The 16,993-nt window shown below is 63.1% G+C and carries 15 protein-coding genes; 6 read left to right on the top strand and 9 right to left on the bottom strand.

Annotated elements, in window-relative coordinates; genetic code table 11:
- Window positions 1-286 precede the first annotated feature (286 nt).
- Complete coding sequence (locus NLM25_RS00315) at window positions 287-817, top strand: SH3 domain-containing protein (RefSeq protein WP_254114674.1); 531 nt, start codon at window positions 287-289, stop codon at window positions 815-817.
- 112 nt (window positions 818-929) lie between these two features.
- Here the strand turns inward: NLM25_RS00315 and irrA are convergent, their stop codons facing one another.
- Window positions 930-1,418, bottom strand: a complete 489-nt coding sequence (gene irrA / locus NLM25_RS00310; protein ID WP_254114673.1) for an iron response transcriptional regulator IrrA — start codon at window positions 1,416-1,418, stop codon at window positions 930-932.
- A gap of 354 nt (window positions 1,419-1,772) precedes the next feature.
- Here irrA and fabA point away from each other — a divergent pair, with 354 nt between their 5' ends.
- The 3 genes from fabA to fabI all read left to right on the top strand — a co-directional run bounded on the left by fabA (window position 1,773) and on the right by fabI (window position 4,492).
- Window positions 1,773-2,294: a 3-hydroxyacyl-[acyl-carrier-protein] dehydratase FabA gene (fabA, locus tag NLM25_RS00305; RefSeq protein WP_254114672.1), complete on the top strand. Its 522-nt coding sequence runs from the start codon at window positions 1,773-1,775 to the stop codon at window positions 2,292-2,294.
- A gap of 40 nt (window positions 2,295-2,334) precedes the next feature.
- On the top strand, window positions 2,335-3,558 hold the full coding sequence (gene fabB, locus NLM25_RS00300) for a beta-ketoacyl-ACP synthase I (protein ID WP_254114671.1): 1,224 nt from the start codon (window positions 2,335-2,337) through the stop codon (window positions 3,556-3,558).
- Between the two features lie 136 nt (window positions 3,559-3,694).
- Window positions 3,695-4,492, top strand: coding sequence for an enoyl-ACP reductase FabI (fabI, locus tag NLM25_RS00295; protein ID WP_254135620.1), 798 nt, complete (start codon window positions 3,695-3,697; stop codon window positions 4,490-4,492).
- Window positions 4,493-4,602: 110 nt separating this feature from the next.
- Here fabI and NLM25_RS00290 read toward each other — a convergent pair whose 3' ends face one another.
- The 4 genes from NLM25_RS00290 to NLM25_RS00275 form a co-directional block, all read right to left on the bottom strand.
- Window positions 4,603-5,199: a glutathione S-transferase family protein gene (locus NLM25_RS00290; RefSeq protein ID WP_254135619.1), complete on the bottom strand. Its 597-nt coding sequence runs from the start codon at window positions 5,197-5,199 to the stop codon at window positions 4,603-4,605.
- An 84-nt stretch (window positions 5,200-5,283) separates the two neighbouring features.
- On the bottom strand, window positions 5,284-6,099 hold the full coding sequence (locus NLM25_RS00285) for a hypothetical protein (protein ID WP_254135618.1): 816 nt from the start codon (window positions 6,097-6,099) through the stop codon (window positions 5,284-5,286).
- Window positions 6,100-6,212: 113 nt separating this feature from the next.
- Entirely contained in the window at window positions 6,213-6,677 is a 465-nt protein-coding gene (locus NLM25_RS00280) for a GNAT family N-acetyltransferase (protein WP_254114667.1), read from the bottom strand.
- 7 nt (window positions 6,678-6,684) lie between these two features.
- Window positions 6,685-7,611 carry a hydrogen peroxide-inducible genes activator gene (locus NLM25_RS00275; protein ID WP_254135617.1) on the bottom strand — a complete coding sequence of 309 codons (927 nt, stop codon included), beginning with the start codon at window positions 7,609-7,611 and terminating at the stop codon, window positions 6,685-6,687.
- Between the two features lie 116 nt (window positions 7,612-7,727).
- Here NLM25_RS00275 and katG point away from each other — a divergent pair, with 116 nt between their 5' ends.
- Window positions 7,728-9,893 (top strand): catalase/peroxidase HPI, encoded by a 2,166-nt coding sequence (gene katG, locus NLM25_RS00270; RefSeq protein WP_254135616.1) that lies wholly within the window; start codon window positions 7,728-7,730, stop codon window positions 9,891-9,893.
- Between the two features lie 185 nt (window positions 9,894-10,078).
- Window positions 10,079-12,469, top strand: coding sequence for a hypothetical protein (locus tag NLM25_RS00265; RefSeq protein ID WP_254135615.1), 2,391 nt, complete (start codon window positions 10,079-10,081; stop codon window positions 12,467-12,469).
- Between the two features lie 88 nt (window positions 12,470-12,557).
- Here NLM25_RS00265 and pnp read toward each other — a convergent pair whose 3' ends face one another.
- The 4 genes from pnp to rbfA all read right to left on the bottom strand — a co-directional run bounded on the left by pnp (window position 12,558) and on the right by rbfA (window position 16,920).
- Window positions 12,558-14,711, bottom strand: coding sequence for a polyribonucleotide nucleotidyltransferase (gene pnp / locus NLM25_RS00260; protein WP_254114663.1), 2,154 nt, complete (start codon window positions 14,709-14,711; stop codon window positions 12,558-12,560).
- A gap of 378 nt (window positions 14,712-15,089) precedes the next feature.
- Window positions 15,090-15,359 carry a 30S ribosomal protein S15 gene (gene rpsO, locus NLM25_RS00255; RefSeq protein ID WP_018644188.1) on the bottom strand — a complete coding sequence of 90 codons (270 nt, stop codon included), beginning with the start codon at window positions 15,357-15,359 and terminating at the stop codon, window positions 15,090-15,092.
- 2 nt (window positions 15,360-15,361) lie between these two features.
- A complete protein-coding gene (truB, locus tag NLM25_RS00250) occupies window positions 15,362-16,480 on the bottom strand; it encodes a tRNA pseudouridine(55) synthase TruB (protein ID WP_254135614.1) in 1,119 nt (372 codons plus the stop codon).
- Window positions 16,477-16,920 (bottom strand): 30S ribosome-binding factor RbfA, encoded by a 444-nt coding sequence (gene rbfA / locus NLM25_RS00245; RefSeq protein WP_254135613.1) that lies wholly within the window; start codon window positions 16,918-16,920, stop codon window positions 16,477-16,479. Before rbfA ends, truB begins: the two co-directional genes overlap by 4 nt.
- Window positions 16,921-16,993: the final 73 nt, after the last annotated feature.

Here is a 16,993-nt window from a genome sequence, read left to right as displayed (position 1 = left end):
CCAAAGGCCGGCCGTTGAGGCCTCATTAACCCGGTTGTTCGACACTGCCTTTTGCCGTGTCGTCCCCGGCGCTTCCTTCAAGCTCTCCCGACATTTCCGGCCGGAAAATCGGGGCAAACTGGTTGTTCAAGTGTCCGTCCTCTCTAGCAGAAGGCCGGGCCAAGACAAGAACCACGGGTTAAGGGCTCGGGAACACCCGCGTGGGGCGGGAGAGGGGCGTGCACGGCAGGTGTGGAATTTGGGGTGAGGACCCGGCTCGGCGGGGTCCTCGACAGGAGACGGGTTGATGGCGTTGGGGCGTTTTTGTTCGGTGATGGCGCTCGTTTGCACCTGGTTGAGTGCTTCGGTCAGCCCCTCGCATTCGGCGAAGGACAGCAGCCCCCAGACCGCAAGCGGCCTCCCGGTGCCGCGCTATGTCAGCCTCAAATCGGATCATGTGAACGTCCGCGCCGGCCCGACCAAGGACAATGACGTCGCCTGGGTCTACACCCGCGCCGGCCTGCCGGTCGAAATCACCGCCGAGTTCGAGAACTGGCGCCGGGTGCGCGATTCTGAAGGCGCCGAGGGCTGGGTCTATCATTCGCTGCTGTCGGGCCGCCGCACCGCGGTCGTCACCATGAAACACAAGGACGACCTCGCGCCGATCTACGACCGCGCCGACCTCGACAGCGCGGTTGCGGCCAAGCTTCAGGCTGGCGTCGTCACGCAGGTCAAGAAGTGCACTGCAAACTGGTGCCGCGTCACCGGCAACGGCTTTGACGGCTGGATCCAGCAGGAGCGCCTCTGGGGCGTCTACTCGGACGAGCAGGTCAACTGACCCGAAGGGTCATCCCGGGGCGATGCTTTGCGACGCCTCGGAACAATCTCGCAAAACGACAATGGCCGGGACAAAGCCCGGCCATGACGCTAATTCAGCAGCTTGGATCGTCTCAGCGCTTCTTGCGCAGGCGCACGACCATGTCGATGCGTGCGATCTCGTAGCCCTCGGGTACCTCCGGCATCTTGGACAGCGCCAGATGCGGGTCCTCGATATCGACCAGCTCATGGCTGTTCTCGAGGTAATAATGGTGGTGGGTGGTGACGTTGGTATCGAAATAGGTCTTGGTGCCGTCGACGCTGACTTGGCGCAGCAGGCCGGCATCAGTCAGCTGGTTCAGCGTGTTGTAGACGGTCGCGAGCGACACCGGCACCTTGGCCAGCGTCGCCTCCTCGTAGAGCATTTCAGCCGTGAGGTGGCGAGCACCCTTGCCGAACAGGAGCCAGCCGAGCGCCATGCGCTGGCGCGTCGGACGCAGCCCCGCGGACTGGAGCATTTCGTTAACGTCGTGCCACGGGCAGCCGGTCAGCGCCGGCTGGCGGCCGGACAGGAGGGCCGCTGCATGGTCGTCGTCGTGATGGGGCGCAGTATTCTCGCTCATTTCCAGATTTCGGGCACGCGTGGACACTATCATCCTGCAATATATGGACAGATAGATGCAGATGCAAGTTTCTCGCAACTAGAGAGGTTCTAATCAGACTTGGAACCGGGCGAGGATTGCTTCATTTTACCTTCATGAGATCGCTTTGCCACCCGAAATGCCTGTGTTAGAGAGCGCGCGGTTCCGCTTAGCCGATTGTGGCGCGGCCGGGCATTGAGGCCAGGTTCGCAGGTCCATCCGGGCTCTCGGCATTCGCGCCTGCTGACGACGGCAATTGGCGTTGCTTTCCGAACAGAACGGGGCCCATTTTTGCCAGAAACGCCGCTCAATCGGGGTTAGAACAGAGGCTTCCGCATGCTGAACAGGCGCAACGGTTACGAATATGAAGATCTGCTGGCATGCGCCCGCGGAGAGATGTTCGGCCCGGGCAATGCCCAATTGCCGCTGCCGCCGATGCTCATGTTCGACCGCATCACTGAGATCAACGACAATGGCGGCGAGTACGGCAAGGGCGTGGTGCGCGCCGAGCTCGACGTGAAGCCGGACCTCTGGTTCTTCGGCTGTCACTTCAAGAACGATCCGGTGATGCCCGGCTGTCTCGGCCTCGATGCGCTGTGGCAAATGGTCGGCTTTTTTCTGGGCTGGACCGGAGGCGAAGGTCGTGGCCGCGCGCTTGGCCTGAACGAATTAAAGTTCAGCGGCCAGGTGCTGCCCGAGGCCCGCAAGGTTGTGTACAACGTCGATATCAAGCGCGTGATGCGTTCAAAGCTGGTGCTCGGCATCGCCGACGGATGGCTTTCGGTCGATGACCAGATTATTTATCGCGCGAAGGATCTGAAGGTCGGCCTGTTCAAGCAGGGCACGAGCCTGGGCTGAGCGCATCACCAAGAAAGACAACGATTAAGGCGAGGCTGTCATGAGGCGGGTTGTGGTCACCGGGATGGGCATTGTCTCGTCGATCGGAAACAACACCCAGGAAGTGCTTGCGAGCCTCCACGAGGCGAAGTCGGGCATTTCTCGGGCGGAGAAATATGCCGAACTCGGCTTCCGTTCGCAGGTGCAAGGTGCCCCGACGATCGATCCCGCGACGGTCGTTGACCGCCGTGCGATGCGCTTCCTCGGCCAGGGCGCGGGCTGGAATCACATCGCGATGGAGCAGGCGATCCAGGACTCCGGTCTGTCGCCTGAAGAAGTCTCCAACATCCGCACCGGCATCATCATGGGTTCCGGCGGCCCGTCCGCCCGCACCATCGTCGAATCCGCCGACATCACCCGTACCAAGGGACCGAAGCGCGTCGGACCGTTTGCAGTGCCGAAGGCGATGTCGTCCACGGCCTCCGCGACGCTCGCGACCTGGTTCAAGATCAAGGGCGTGAACTACTCGATCTCTTCGGCCTGCGCGACGTCGAACCATTGCGTCGGCAACGCCTATGAGACGATCCAGATCGGCAAGCAGGACGTCATCTTCGCCGGCGGCTGCGAGGAACTGGACTGGTCGCTCTCGGTGCTGTTCGACGCCATGGGCGCGATGTCGTCGAAGTACAACGACACGCCCGCCACCGCCTCGCGTCCCTATGACGTCAACCGCGACGGTTTTGTCATCGCCGGTGGCGCCGGAGTCCTCGTGCTGGAAGAGCTCGAGCATGCCAAGGCCCGCGGCGCGCGCATTTACGGCGAGATCGTCGGCTACGGTGCGACATCGGACGGCTACGACATGGTCGCGCCCTCCGGTGAGGGCGCCGAGCGCTGCATGCGCATGGCGATGTCGACGGTGAAGACCAAGGTCGACTACATCAATCCGCACGCGACCTCGACGCCGGCCGGCGATCCGCCGGAGATCGACGCGCTTCGCCGCGTGTTCGGCGCCGGCGAGAAGTGCCCGCCGATCTCGGCGACCAAGGCGCTGACCGGCCATTCGCTCGGTGCGACCGGCGTGCAGGAGGCGATCTACTCGCTGCTCATGATGAACAACGGCTTCATCTGCGAAAGTGCTCACATCCAGGAGCTCGATCCCGTGTTCGCCGACATGCCGATCGTGCGCAAGCGCATCGACAACGTCAAAATCGGCACCGTGCTGTCGAACTCCTTCGGCTTCGGCGGCACCAACGCCACGCTGGTGTTCAGCCGGCTGGATGTGTGACGTCTGACTTTGTCATGCCCCGCGAAGGCGGGGCATCCAGTACGCCGCGGCTTCTCGATTTATCACGACGGTCTCTGGAATACTGGATCGCCCGCCTTCGCGGGCGATGACGTCGAAAATGGGAGCGACGGCTGAAATGGAAGGTTTGATGAAGGGCAAGCGCGGTCTGATCATGGGCGTCGCCAATGATCATTCGATCGCCTGGGGCATGGCGAAGACGCTGCATGCCCATGGCGCCGAGCTTGCCTTCACCTTCCAGGGCGAGGCGCTGGGCAAGCGCGTCAAGCCGCTCGCTGAATCGCTCGGTGTGGAGTTGGTGCTGCCTTGCGACGTCGAGGACATCGCCAGCGTCGACGCCACCTTCGATGTGCTGCGAGAGAAATGGGGCAAGCTCGACTTCGTGATCCACGCGATCGGCTTCGCCGACAAGAACGAGCTGAAAGGCCGCTACGCCGACACCAGCCGCGAGAACTTTTCGCGCACCATGGTGATCTCCTGCTTCTCGTTCACGGAGGTCGCAAAACGCGCTGCCGAGCTGATGACGGAGGGCGGCAGCATGATCACGCTGACCTTCGGCGCCTCGGAGCGCGCGATGCCGAACTACAACGTGATGGGCGTGGCCAAGGCCGCGCTGGAAGCTTCAGTGCGCTATCTCGCCTCCGATTTCGGACCGCGCGGCATTCGCGTCAACGCAATCTCCGCAGGCCCCATCCGTACGCTCGCCGGCTCGGGCATCGGCGAGGCACGCGCGATGTTCGCATTCATGCAGAAGCATTCGCCGCTCCGCCGCGGCGTCACGCTCGATGAGCTCGGCGGCTCGGCGCTGTATCTGTTGTCGGATCTTTCCGGCGGCGTGACCGGCGAGATCCACTACGTGGATTCCGGCTACAACATCGTCCTGATGCCGCGGCCGGACGATTTGAAGGCGGAATAGACGCGGCTCCGTAGTGTGGGCAAAGGAGCGCAAGCGACGTGCCCACCATCTCTCACAATTGCGGGACGAATGGTGGGCACGCTTCGCTTGGCCCCCCTACGGGAGTCGGTTCACCCCGCCGCGATTGTCTCCGCGCGCTGGAACGCCGGCCGTGCCATGCAGCGCGCGAGATAGGCATCGAACGCGGGGCGCGACGGCACCATCTTGAACAGGCGCACCGCGAAGTTCAGGCCCGATCCGATCGTGATGTCGGCGGCGGAAAATTCCTCGCCGAGAATCCACGGCCCCTTCGCGAGCGCAGCTTCGAGCACGTCGAAGACCTGCGTCGCACTGCCCCAGGCCGCGGTCGAGGTCGGGATCTCGATCTTGGTGAAGATCTGGATGATGGCGGGCTCGATGCAGCCGGGCGAGAAGAACAGCCATTGCAGATAGCGTGCGCGGCGCGGATCGGTCACGGCTGGCGCCAGCTTCGTTTCGGGATAGCGATCGGCGATGTAGGCGCAGATCGCCGCGGCTTCGCCGAGCGCAGCATCGCCATCGGCGAGCGCCGGCACCTTGCCCATCGGATTGACCTTCAGATAGTCCGGCGCCTTCTGCGCGCCGGTCGAGATGTCGGTCAGCACCCGCTCATAGGGAAGGCCACTTTCCTCCATCAGCCAGAGCGTCGTGAACGAGCGCGAGCGGGGCGACCAATAGAGCTTGATCATGGTGCGAAACCTTCCATCGGCGAGGGTTGAGCGAGGCCGCATTCATGACGCGTTTGCGTTGAATCAACAATGCGCGATCTTGGCTTAGTCTTCCTTCAAATAACCGGGGAGGCTCCGGTCGAGCCTTTCTACGACGAGTGCGCGCGTTCTCTCGCGCAGCGCCGCGTTGGTCGAAGCTGTCTCGGGCGGATCGGGGAACAGCGAGTTGTCGAGCTTGGTGATCGGGTCTTCAAACAGACGCATATTTACGGCGAGGTTCGCGCCGATATCCGTAAGGGGGCGCTTGATCTGCTCGTAGCTGCGACCGTCAATCAGCGTGATCGCAACATTGGCGAAAAGATGCGAGTGCCGGAGGATTTTGCCGAGCCCCTGATTGTAGGTGCCGATGCCGTTCAGCGTCATGTTCGAGTTCGGCAGCTTCGTCTTGAATGTGGTTGCGACGAGATAGCGATCGCAATTCGCATTCGCGGTGAAGCTCTTCACGATCACCGGCAGACTCTCCTTGGGGTCCGGGATGAAGATCGCCTTCGCATGATAGAAGGGCTCGAAGGCACCCTTGGGATAGGCGATCCTGCGCACTGAGGAATCGTTGTTCGTCGCCGCACGTACGCGCGCGAAAACAAGATCATCGAGGCCCCAGTCGATCGGGACCTCGTTTGCCTCAGCCTCGAAGATTGTCACGCCGAATTTCTGTACGGAGTAATGCTCTCCGATCACCGAGATCACGCCAAGACGACACGGGCCGCTGTCCGCCGCGGCCGTCGGCTTCGCAGCCGGTTTGGCCTTCGGCGCCGCCTTCTTAGTCGCCGGTTTTGCCGGTGCGGTCTGAGTGGGCGATGCGTTGGTTGCGGGAGGGGATTGGGCTGCTGCCAGAACGAGAGAGGACAGCAGGACGATCACAGAAGCAGCAAATCGAATCATGGATTCCAGGGCATAGAGCAGCGGAAGAAAAGCGGATGCGCCACACTAGGGTGGGACTCGGACAACCGCAAGCTGCAGCCGGACACCGTTGTCTATCCGGCAGGTCGCTGCCGCTTCCACCGATAATACTTCATCATGAACCCGTTCGACGGTTCGATCTCTTCCTTCTCGAACACAAAACCCTCGCGTTCGTACCAGCGCCAGGCCTTTTCGTTCTCGCGCACGCAGCGCAGGAACATTTCATCCGGCATCTGCGTGCGGGTGAAGGCGAGCAATTGCCGTCCGAGCGATTGACCCTGATAGGCCGGCGCGACGAACAGCATGTCGAGATAGAGCTTTGGCAGATGCAGCGCCAGCATCGCGGCGATCGTGCCGTTGTCGTCGGCGACGAACAGGCTCCAGCCATTCTCGATCTCGCGCCGGATGCGCGCACGCAGGTTTGCCAGAAGGAAGGCGCTTGCTTCGCCGAGTCCGGTCGAGACCCAGCTCTCCATCCAGACGCGGCCGACCTCGTCGTATTCGTCCGTGCGGGCGGGGCGGATAACCGGAGGCGACATTGCGGCCTCAGGCCCGCTGGCTGCGCATGGATGGCCGCGCGCGCACCTTGCCGGCCGACAGGCACACCACTTCGGAGATCTGCAGGAGCTGGCGCGCCAGCGGGCTGGTCTTGCGCCAGACCATGCCGATGGTGCGCGAGGGTTCGGGGTCGCGGAAGCGTGACAGCGAGACCGAGGCGGATCGCGTCTCCACCGGCACCGCCATCTCCGGAATGAGCGTGACGCCGATGCCGGCGCTGACCATCTGGACCAGCGTCGACAGCGAATTCGCGTCCAGCATCTCGCGCGGCGGCGCCGACTGCATGTTGCAGAACGACAGCGCCTGATCGCGGAAGCAGTGCCCCTCTTCGAGCAGCAGCAGCCGCATCTCGCGCATCATCTCGCGTGAGGGCGCCGGCGTGCCCTCATCGGAGCCCGGCCGCACCAGCAGAAATTTCTCGTCGAACAAAGCGACCTCGGTGAGCGAGGGCTCGGATACCGGCAGCGCGACGATCGCGGTATCGAGCCGGCCTTCGACGAGCTCCTGGATCAACCGCGGCGTCATCGTCTCGCGCACGCGGATGTCGAGCTCGGGATGCATGCGCGTCAGATTCTTGGTGATCTTGGGCAGCAGATAGGGCGCGATCGTCGGGATCATCCCAATCCGCAGCCGGCCCGCAAACCGGTCCTGCGAGGCGCGCGCGAAATCGCCGAGCTCATCGACCGAGCGCAAGATGTCGCGGACGCGCTGGGAGAGCTCCTCGCCGAACCGGGTCAGCGCGACCTGCCGGGCGCTGCGCTCCAGCAGTAGGCCGCCGAGCGCCTCCTCCAGCTCCTTGATCTGCATCGACAAGGCCGGCTGAGAGATGGAACAGGCCTCCGCCGCGCGCCCGAAATGGCCGTGACGCGCCAGCGCATCGAAATATCGGAGCTGGCGCAGCGTCACGTTGATCATCAGAAAATCCTATCGCAGCGATCATTAAAGTCAACTTCCCCTGATCGAACGCGAAGCTTAGAGTGGTTCTACCTGGTCAAAAGGCGCGAGTTCGACGCCCGCCAGAGGAGGTATTCATGGACGACTCTTCAAAGTGCCCGTTTTCGGGCGGAAAACCCACGCGCGTGAATCGCGACTGGTGGCCGACCCAGCTCAGCATCGAGATGCTGCACAAGAATTCCGCCCTGTCCGACCCGATGGGCAAGGATTTCGACTACGCCAAGGAATTCAAGACGCTCGACCTCAACGCGGTCATCAAGGACCTGACGGCTCTGATGACCGACTCGCAGGAATGGTGGCCCGCCGACTTCGGTCACTATGGCGGCCTGATGATCCGCATGGCCTGGCACAGCGCGGGCACCTATCGCACCACGGACGGCCGCGGTGGCGCCGGCGCTGGCCAGCAGCGTTTCGCACCGCTCAACAGCTGGCCCGACAACGCCAATCTCGACAAGGCGCGCCGTCTGCTCTGGCCGATCAAGCAGAAATACGGCCGCAAGATTTCCTGGGCCGATCTGATGGTGCTCGCCGGCAACGTCGCGCTGGAATCGATGGGCTTCAAGACCTTCGGTTTCGCCGGTGGCCGCGCCGACGTCTGGGAGCCGGAAGAGCTTTATTGGGGTCCCGAAGGCACCTGGCTGGGCGATGAGCGCTACAGCGGTGAACGCCAGCTCGCCGAACCGCTCGGCGCGGTGCAGATGGGTCTCATCTACGTCAACCCGGAAGGGCCGAACGGCAAGCCGGATCCCGTCGCTGCGGCCAAGGACATCCGCGAGACCTTCGCCCGCATGGCGATGAACGACGAGGAAACCGTTGCGCTGATCGCCGGCGGCCACACCTTCGGCAAGACCCATGGCGCGGGCGATCCCTCGCTGGTCGGACCGGAGCCGGAAGCGGGTGCGCTGGAAGATCAGGGCCTCGGCTGGAAGAGCAAGCACGCGTCGGGTCTGGCAGGCGATTCCATCACCAGCGGCCTCGAGGTGACATGGACGACAACGCCCACGAAGTGGAGCAACAACTTCTTCGAGAACCTGTTCAAGTACGAATGGGAACTGACGAAGAGCCCGGGCGGTGCGAACCAGTGGACGGCCAAGGGTGCCGACGCGATCATTCCCGATGCCTTCGACAAGTCGAAGAAGCATCGGCCGACGATGCTGACGACCGACCTCTCGCTGCGCCTCGATCCGGCCTATGAGAAGATCTCGCGTCGTTTCCTGGAAAATCCGGCTCAGTTCGCGGACGCGTTCGCCCGCGCCTGGTTCAAGCTCACCCATCGCGACATGGGCCCGATCCAGCGCTATCTCGGCCCGCTGGTGCCGAAGGAGACGTTGATCTGGCAGGATCCGATTCCGGCCGTGAATCACGAGCTGGTCAGCGATCAGGACATCGCTGCGCTGAAGACCAAGATCCTGGCGTCGGGTCTCTCGGTCTCCGAGTTGGTCTCGACCGCCTGGGCGTCGGCCTCGACGTTCCGCGGCTCGGACAAGCGCGGCGGCGCCAACGGCGCGCGCATCCGGCTTGCCCCGCAGAAGGATTGGGAGGTGAACCAGCCGGCTCAGCTCTCCAAGGTTCTGGGCAAGCTCGAAGCGATCCAGAAGGACTTCAACGCGTCGTCAGGTGCCAAAAAGGTCTCGCTCGCCGACCTCATCGTCCTCGGCGGTTCTGCCGCGGTTGAGAAGGCCGCGAAGGATGCCGGCGTCGACGTGAAGGTTGCCTTCACGCCGGGCCGCATGGATGCGTCGCAGGAGCAGACCGACGCGGAGTCCTTCGCGCCGCTGGAGCCGCGGGCCGATGGCTTCCGCAACTATATCGGCAAGAAGCATCAGTTCCTGCAGCAGGAAGAAGCCCTCGTCGATCGTGCCCAGCTCTTGAAGCTCTCCGGTCCCGAGCTGACCGTGCTCGTCGGCGGTCTGCGTGTGCTCGGTGCCAACGCGAACGGTTCGAAGCACGGCGTCCTCACCGCGAAGGTGGGCACGCTGAGCAACGACTTCTTCGCCAACCTGCTCGACATGAGCACGCAGTGGGTGCCGGTCGCTGACGGCTCCTACGAGGCCCGCGACCGCAAGACCAATGCGGTGAAGTGGACCGGCACACGCGCCGACCTGATCTTCGGCGCGCACTCGCAGCTCCGCGCTTTCGCCGAGGTCTATGCCTCGTCGGACGCCAAGCAGCAGTTCGTGCAGGACTTTGCCAAGGCCTGGACCAAGGTGATGAACCTCGACCGGTACGACATCGCGGGCTGATCCCAAGGCCTAAGCAAGCGACAAGCAAAAAGGGCGGCCGCGAGGCCGCCCTTCGTGTTTTGGAACCGGGGCCACGCTTGCTTGCCGGCGGATCGAATGCTGACGTTGAGGGTGACTTGTAAAAATGCAATCATAGGGAGAAATTTCAGCCGATTGATTTTCAAGCCGCGTTTGCCGGGTATGCCATGTGGAAGAAGGCTTGGGCCGCCATCGCGGCCGTTTCCTGGTTTTTCGTTTGCGCGATTCGGTACCTTCTCAGGCCGTTCGTCTGGCTGTTCGTCCTCGCTCTTGCGGTGCTGGCGATTCTGATCCTGGTCCTGCCGACGACGCCCCGTGACGTCGCTTACCGAAACATAGATCCCGCTTCGGAAATCTGCGGCTTCTCTCCAGATCAGGCATGGGCCGTTCTTGCCGATCCAGCCGGAACCAATGATGCGCCGGTCGACAATGATGAGATCAAGGCGGTCGCGAAGTTTCCCTCCGGCGGATGGAAGAAGAAGTTCGCCTGCTCGCTTCAGCGGCATACGATTCCCGCGGCTGATGGCGGCGACCCACTCTTCTACAACCTGGCGTTCGTGGAGTTCAGGGAGGACGGTTCGCCTTACGAGCTGATCAAGGATTTGGACAAACCCTATTCCATCGAGGAGCTGTCGAGCCGGGTCCGCTTTGTCAGCGCCAACAAGCGCGAGCCGATCACACAATTGCGGGCGCTCACAAATCTGCTGCGGCAAACAGCCGGCCGCAACTACGTGGTGGCGTTCGTCCATGGCTGGCGACATGACGCCCGGGTCGGAGACGACAACGTCGCCGCACTGCGCAGATATGCAGCCCATGCGGCGCGCTACTTGAAGGAGCGATGCCGAGCCGGCGAACAGGAGCAATGCGGACGGGTCGTCACGGCGGTCTACATTGGATGGCGGGGGGCGAGGATCGACGAACCGCGCATTGTCGATCCGCTTGTCGCGGCCGGAGATTGGTTGGACGGTGGACCGAACAAATGCCGGGAGGACGATTCCCCCAGGCCGGCTGGCGGAGGTCGAAGCGCGAAGCGGTGCTGGCGGACGACACTGGGCGGCTTGGGCAACAATACGGCCTCGCTCATTGCGGCCCTTACGCTCTTTGACCGGAAGCCGGTCAGCGAAACGATCGCGCCGCATGTTCTGACTGCCATACGGTCAATCGAGAGCACGTTCGATATCGAGAGGAATGGACGGACGGTTCGTTATTACGAAAGGGAGCAGAATCCGAATCGTCTTCTGGTGATTGGACACAGTCTTGGCGGAAATCTGCTGGCGACGGCACTCGAACACGACGCCGTCAAGCGGGTCGAATGGCAGGCGGCGCGTAACGCGGAGCTGCGCCAGAGCAGGCTTCTTGCAGGCTCCGGGCGCTCTTCATCCCCGCCGAAGCAAGAGAACTATTTTGAGCCGCCGCTCGGAAACCTCGTTGTCCTGATCAATCCCGCGGCCGAGGCGCGGAAATGGACCTCGATCCAGCGTGCCATCTGGCAGCACATCGCGTTCAGGGAAGGCGAGGCGAAGGTCGACGAGGACTATGGCCATGAGTTCTTTCCGGACTACCAGCGTCCGGTTCTCATCGCGATTACGTCGGCATTCGCGTGGCCGCCAGGCGGCATACGCACGGAAGATTGCGCCGTCGCGTACAACTTCGACAAGGCATTCAGGGACGATCCCCCTGTGGTCGGGGGCGCCGACGTTCTGCGCCGAAAGGAGGAGCGACTACACACGGCCATTGATGATGTCGACGAGAAATCGAAGAAGGGCGGCGTGGTCTATGACACTGCGACGCACGACCTGTTTCCCTTCTTCAAGTTCGACTTCCGCCCGATGGCGGATCGGCTCGATCGATACGCACGATACCTTGCGGAAGAGAAGGTGCCGCGGCTCTCCTGCGTCAGGGAGCCGGAGGTCAAGTCGCGGTTGTCGCGGCTGTTGATCAAGATCGCAGCTCTCCTGCGCGATGCCCCCTTCCAGAACTCCGACATGGAGGAAACCAGAACCATCGGCAATCTCGACGTTCCGCGGCACGCTGCCGGGACGCTGGGTGACTATCTGATTCCATCCAAACCGTTCGGAACGACACACGAGATCCGCGGGCTCGCGAATGCCGCCAGATCGATGTCGTATTCGAGCCTCGCAACGAGCAAGCTCGTCGAGTGTCCGATCAGCCATTTCTGGCTGAGCCGGGCGCGCAGACAGCAGGCGCCTCATGGCACGAACTGGAGCAGCAGCGATCTGGCTGCGGCGGCTCCGGATGAAAATCCGCTGGCGAAGCCGTTGTCGGCGAGAATTGCCCACGGCTTCGACATGGCCGGCATCACGCCCGTGACGAGAGCGAACGATCCGTTCTGGAACATGCGGGCCTATGACGATGTCATTGCCGAGCACAGCGGTTATCGTCTTTCCTCGTTCATCTGTGCGATCAACCAGCTCGTCATGGACGAGCCGACCAAGCTTCCCGGCCCACCGGCGCCGGCGGCCGCCGCGGAGGTCCCGAAGAATCCGGCGGACAATCTCACCGTTTCGTCCCCGCCTGTGATCCTCAAGAAGAACTGACGGACGCTTTCCGCAATTGCCGCTGGCTACGCACAAACAAAAAGGGCGGCCGAAAGGCCGCCCTTCGTGTTTCTGATGTGCGGAGCGATTACTCGCCGGCGGCTTCGCGCGGGGCCTTCTCGCCCTCACCCTTGCCCTCGAGGTCTTCGCCGGTGGTCTGGTCGACCACCTTCATCGACAGCCGGGTCTTGCCGCGGTCGTCGAAGCCGAGCAGCTTGACCTTGACCTTGTCGCCTTCCTTGACGACGTCGGAGGTCTTCTGCACGCGCGCCGAAGCGAGCTGGCTGATGTGGACGAGGCCGTCCTTGGAGCCGAAGAAGTTCACGAAGGCGCCGAACTCCATCACCTTGACGACGGTGCCGTCATAGATCTGGCCGACTTCCGGATCGGAGGCGATCGACTTGATCCACTTGATCGCGGCCTTCATCGCCTCGCCGTCGCTGGAGGCGACCTTCACGGTGCCGTCGTCCTCGATGTTGACCTTGGCGCCGGTCTTCTCGACGATCTCGCGGATCACCTTGCCGCCGGTGCCGATCACTTCGCGGATCTTGTCGGTGGCGATCTTGAAGGTCTCGATGCGCGGCGCGTATTCGCCGAGCTCGGCGCGGGCGTTGGTGAGCGCCTTGGCCATCTCGCCGAGGATGTGGATACGCCCTTCCTTGGCCTGGCCGAGCGCGACCTTCATGATCTCCTCGGTGATGCCCTCGATCTTGATGTCCATCTGGAGCGAGGTGATGCCCGCTTCCGTGCCGGCCACCTTGAAGTCCATGTCGCCGAGATGGTCCTCGTCACCGAGGATGTCCGAGAGAACTGCGAAGCGCTTGTCTTCGAGGATCAGGCCCATCGCGATGCCCGCGGTCGGCCGCTTCAAGGGCACGCCGGCATCCATCAGCGCGAGCGAAGCGCCGCAGACCGAAGCCATCGAGGACGAGCCGTTGGACTCGGTGATCTCCGACACCACGCGCGTGGTGTAGGGGAATTCGTGGTGCGGCGGCAGCACCGGGTGGATCGCGCGCCAGGCGAGCTTGCCGTGGCCGATCTCGCGGCGCTTGGTGCCACCGAGGCGACCGGTCTCACCGACCGAGTAGGGAGGGAAGTTGTAGTGCAGCAGGAACGTCTCTTTGTACGTTCCCGACAGCGCGTCGATGTACTGCTCGTCCTCGCCGGTGCCGAGCGTGGTCACGACCATCGCCTGGGTCTCGCCGCGGGTGAACAGCGCCGAGCCGTGGGCGCGGGGCAGCACGCCGACTTCGGCGACGATGTTGCGGACGGTCTTGCTGTCGCGGCCGTCGATGCGCTTGCCGGTGTCGAGGATGTTCCAGCGAACGATCTTGGCCTCGAGCTCCTTGAACACGCCGGCGACGCGCAGCTTGTCGAATTTCGGCTCCTGCCCTTCGGGGAAGTAATGGGCGATCACCTTTTCCTTGACCTTGCCGACCGCGGCGTAGCGATCCTGCTTGACCGGAATGGCGTAGGCGGCGCGCAGCTCCTGCTCGACGAGCCCGAGCATTTCCTTCTCGAGCGCCGAATTGTCGATCACGGTGACTTCGCGCGGCTCCTTGGCAGCCTTCTCGGCGAGCTCGATGATGGCGTTGATCACCGGCTGGAAGTGGCGGTGACCGAACATCACGGCGCCGAGCATGATGTCCTCGTTGAGCTCCTTGGCTTCCGATTCCACCATCAGCACGGCGTCGGCGGTGCCGGCGACGACGAGGTCGAGCTGGGTGTCGACCATCTCGTCCAGCGTCGGGTTGAGGATGAACTCGTCATTGGCGAAGCCGACGCGCGCTGCGCCGATCGGGCCCTTGAAGGGCGCGCCGGACAGGGTCAGCGCAGCCGACGAGGCCACCAGCGCCACGATATCGGGATCGTTCTCCATGTCGTGCGACAGCACGGTGACGATCACCTGGGTCTCGTTGCGCCAGCCGTCGACGAACAGCGGACGGATCGGGCGGTCGATCAGGCGGGAGACCAGCGTCTCCTTCTCGGTCGGACGACCCTCGCGCTTGAAATAACCGCCGGGAATGCGGCCCGCTGCGTAGGTCTTCTCCTGGTAGTCGACGGTCAGCGGCAGGAAGTCGACGCCTTCGCGCGGCGCCTTCGCCGCGACGACGGTGGCGAGCACCACGGTCTCGCCATAGGTGGCGACGACGGCGCCGTCGGCCTGACGCGCGATCTTGCCGGTTTCGAGCTTGAGAGTGCGTCCACCCCAGTCGATCTCGACTGAATGCTTATTGAACATAGAGGTCTTCTTTCATGGGTTCTCGAAAGTCCGACGGCCCCGAAAAACAAAAACCATGCGCAAGATTGCGGGACGCTGATCGAAGCGGGCGATCAGCGTCCTGCGATCCTGCCATGGTTTTCGGATTTCGGATGGCGTCCATCCTTTCGGGTCATACGGGCGCCTTGCCCGTTGTGCCCAGCCGCCGGATTGCTGCTGGACTTTCAGTCGGCATGAATGCGAACGCCGAACCTTCGGTCTTCGCTCATCATGCCCCGGATGCGAATCATCAACGGCTCGCATCCGACGTGCACGTAGCCTCGATCAAAAACCTTTAAACAAATGCTTTCGCTCGAAGCCACGTGCGAAAGCGCGCGCCATTGGCGCGCGCAGCAACACTTAACGACGAATGTTGTGCTTCTCGAGCAGCGCCTTGTAGCGCGCCTCGTCCCTCTTCTTGAGGTAGTCGAGCAGCGAGCGGCGGGTCGAGACCAGCTTCAAGAGGCCGCGACGCGAATGATTGTCCTTCACGTGGGTCTTGAAATGGTTGGTGAGGTTGTTGATGCGTTCCGACAGGATCGCGACCTGAACCTCGGGCGAGCCGGTGTCGCCGGCTTTGGTGGCATTGGTCTTGATGACTTCCGCTTTGCGTTCTGCGGCAATCGACATCGTCAATTTCTCTCGTTGCGACCGGGGCTGGCAGTCAGGCCGGTCAGGTTGAACACACGCTTGGGGATGATTTCGCCATTGCCGACTTCAGCAAGCGCCAACAGGCGGCCTGCCACCGTGACATAGACTGTGCCGCTACAAGTGGGCGCATCCCGTCCGCGCAACAAAACGGCCTGGCCCCGATGGAGCCTTGCCGCATCAGCCCGTGTGACGGCCAGTGCCGGGATGTCGTCCAGCGCGGTCTCAACGGGCATAAGCGCGTCGGCGAGGCTGCCCTCGCCGGACGCGGCTCTATCGCATAAAGCCTCCAACTGATCCAGCGGAATCATGTCGTTCTCGTCAAATGGGCCGACCAGGGTCCGCCGCAGCGCGCAGATATGGCCGAAAGTGCCGAGAATCCGGCCCATATCGCGGGCCAGCGCGCGGACATAGGTCCCCTTGCCGCACTCCGCCTCGAACACCGCCCGGTCGCTATCCGGTTGATCTACAAGGGTTAAATGGTGAATCTCGACGGGGCGGGGGGCCAGTTCCACGACCTCGCCGTCACGCGCGAGGTCATAGGCGCGCTCGCCCTGGACCTTGATCGCCGAATAGCGCGGCGGGATCTGCTCGATCACCCCGGTGAAACGGGGCAGCAGGGCCAGGATGGCCTCGCGGGTCGGGCGCTGGTCGGAGGTCGCGGTGACCCGGCCCTCGATGTCGTCGGTGTCGCGCTCCTCGCCCCAGCACACGGTGAACTGGTAGCGCTTGCGGCCGTCCATGACGAACGGGACCGTCTTGGTGGCTTCGCCGAGCGCGATCGGCAGGCCGCCGGAGGCGAGCGGGTCGAGCGTGCCGGCGTGGCCCGCGCGCTTGGCGTTGAACAGGCGCTTGAGCACGGCGACGGCTTGCGTCGAGGTCATGCCGATCGGCTTGTCGAGCACGACCCAGCCATGGACGTCGCGGCGGTCGCGGCGCGGCTGGTTGCCCTTCTGCTGCTTGGCGCGGGGATCGTTGTTGACGCGGCGCGGCTCCTGATGCGGCTGGGAATCGCCGCCGAGATCCGCAAAATTATTTTTCTGCACGTCGCGCTGATCGGCCTCTTCGCCGCCGATCGTGCCGTGAGCCGGGTCCATCGTCATTGTTCTTCTTCCCGATCCGAATCCGGATTCTGTTCCAGATTCTTGTCCAAGTCCTTCTGCACCGCGGGTGTTCGCAAAAGCTTCTCGATCCGTTCCGCTTCGTCGAATCGTTCGTCGACGCGGAAGCGAATGTCAGGTGCAAATTTCAGGTTAACGCGCCGCGCGACTTCGCCGCGCAGGAATTTCTTGTTGCGCTCGAGCGCAGCAATGACGACCTCGGTGTCGCGGCCACCGAGCGGCATCACATAGACTGTCGCGAGCTTCAGGTCGGGCGACATCCGCACCTCTGGCACGGTGATGATGTGACCCTCGAGGTCATCATCATGCACATTGCCTTGCGCCAGAATCTCGGCCATCGCGTGGCGAACCTGCTCGCCGACACGCAACTGGCGTTGCGAACCGCCCGGCGCGGAACTTTTCTTCTGATGGTGGCGGGGCATGGTCGAAAATCACCTCGTCGTGCCCGCGTTTGGGACACGAGCATTGTCATTTGTCCTGTTGAAACGAATGCGG

This window comes from Bradyrhizobium sp. CCGB01 (genome assembly GCF_024199795.1).
Lineage (GTDB): Bacteria > Pseudomonadota > Alphaproteobacteria > Rhizobiales > Xanthobacteraceae > Bradyrhizobium.
The sequence above is the reverse complement of the archived record's forward strand: the minus strand, read 5'-3'. Positions and strand labels throughout refer to the sequence as shown.

Bases quoted from the DNA above. Each gene is read 5' to 3' on its own strand.
- truB (WP_254135614.1), bottom strand. From the start codon at position 16,480: ATGACGATGGACCCGGCTCACGGCACGATCGGCGGCGAAGAGGCCGAT.
- rbfA (WP_254135613.1), bottom strand. From the start codon at position 16,920: ATGCCCCGCCACCATCAGAAGAAAAGTTCCGCGCCGGGCGGTTCGCAA.
- NLM25_RS00315 (WP_254114674.1), top strand. From the start codon at position 287: ATGGCGTTGGGGCGTTTTTGTTCGGTGATGGCGCTCGTTTGCACCTGG.
- irrA (WP_254114673.1), bottom strand. From the start codon at position 1,418: ATGAGCGAGAATACTGCGCCCCATCACGACGACGACCATGCAGCGGCC.
- fabA (WP_254114672.1), top strand. From the start codon at position 1,773: ATGCTGAACAGGCGCAACGGTTACGAATATGAAGATCTGCTGGCATGC.
- fabB (WP_254114671.1), top strand. From the start codon at position 2,335: ATGAGGCGGGTTGTGGTCACCGGGATGGGCATTGTCTCGTCGATCGGA.
- pnp (WP_254114663.1), bottom strand. From the start codon at position 14,711: ATGTTCAATAAGCATTCAGTCGAGATCGACTGGGGTGGACGCACTCTC.
- NLM25_RS00280 (WP_254114667.1), bottom strand. From the start codon at position 6,677: ATGTCGCCTCCGGTTATCCGCCCCGCCCGCACGGACGAATACGACGAG.
- katG (WP_254135616.1), top strand. From the start codon at position 7,728: ATGGACGACTCTTCAAAGTGCCCGTTTTCGGGCGGAAAACCCACGCGC.
- NLM25_RS00275 (WP_254135617.1), bottom strand. From the start codon at position 7,611: ATGATCAACGTGACGCTGCGCCAGCTCCGATATTTCGATGCGCTGGCG.
- fabI (WP_254135620.1), top strand. From the start codon at position 3,695: ATGGAAGGTTTGATGAAGGGCAAGCGCGGTCTGATCATGGGCGTCGCC.
- rpsO (WP_018644188.1), bottom strand. From the start codon at position 15,359: ATGTCGATTGCCGCAGAACGCAAAGCGGAAGTCATCAAGACCAATGCC.
- NLM25_RS00265 (WP_254135615.1), top strand. From the start codon at position 10,079: ATGTGGAAGAAGGCTTGGGCCGCCATCGCGGCCGTTTCCTGGTTTTTC.
- NLM25_RS00290 (WP_254135619.1), bottom strand. From the start codon at position 5,199: ATGATCAAGCTCTATTGGTCGCCCCGCTCGCGCTCGTTCACGACGCTC.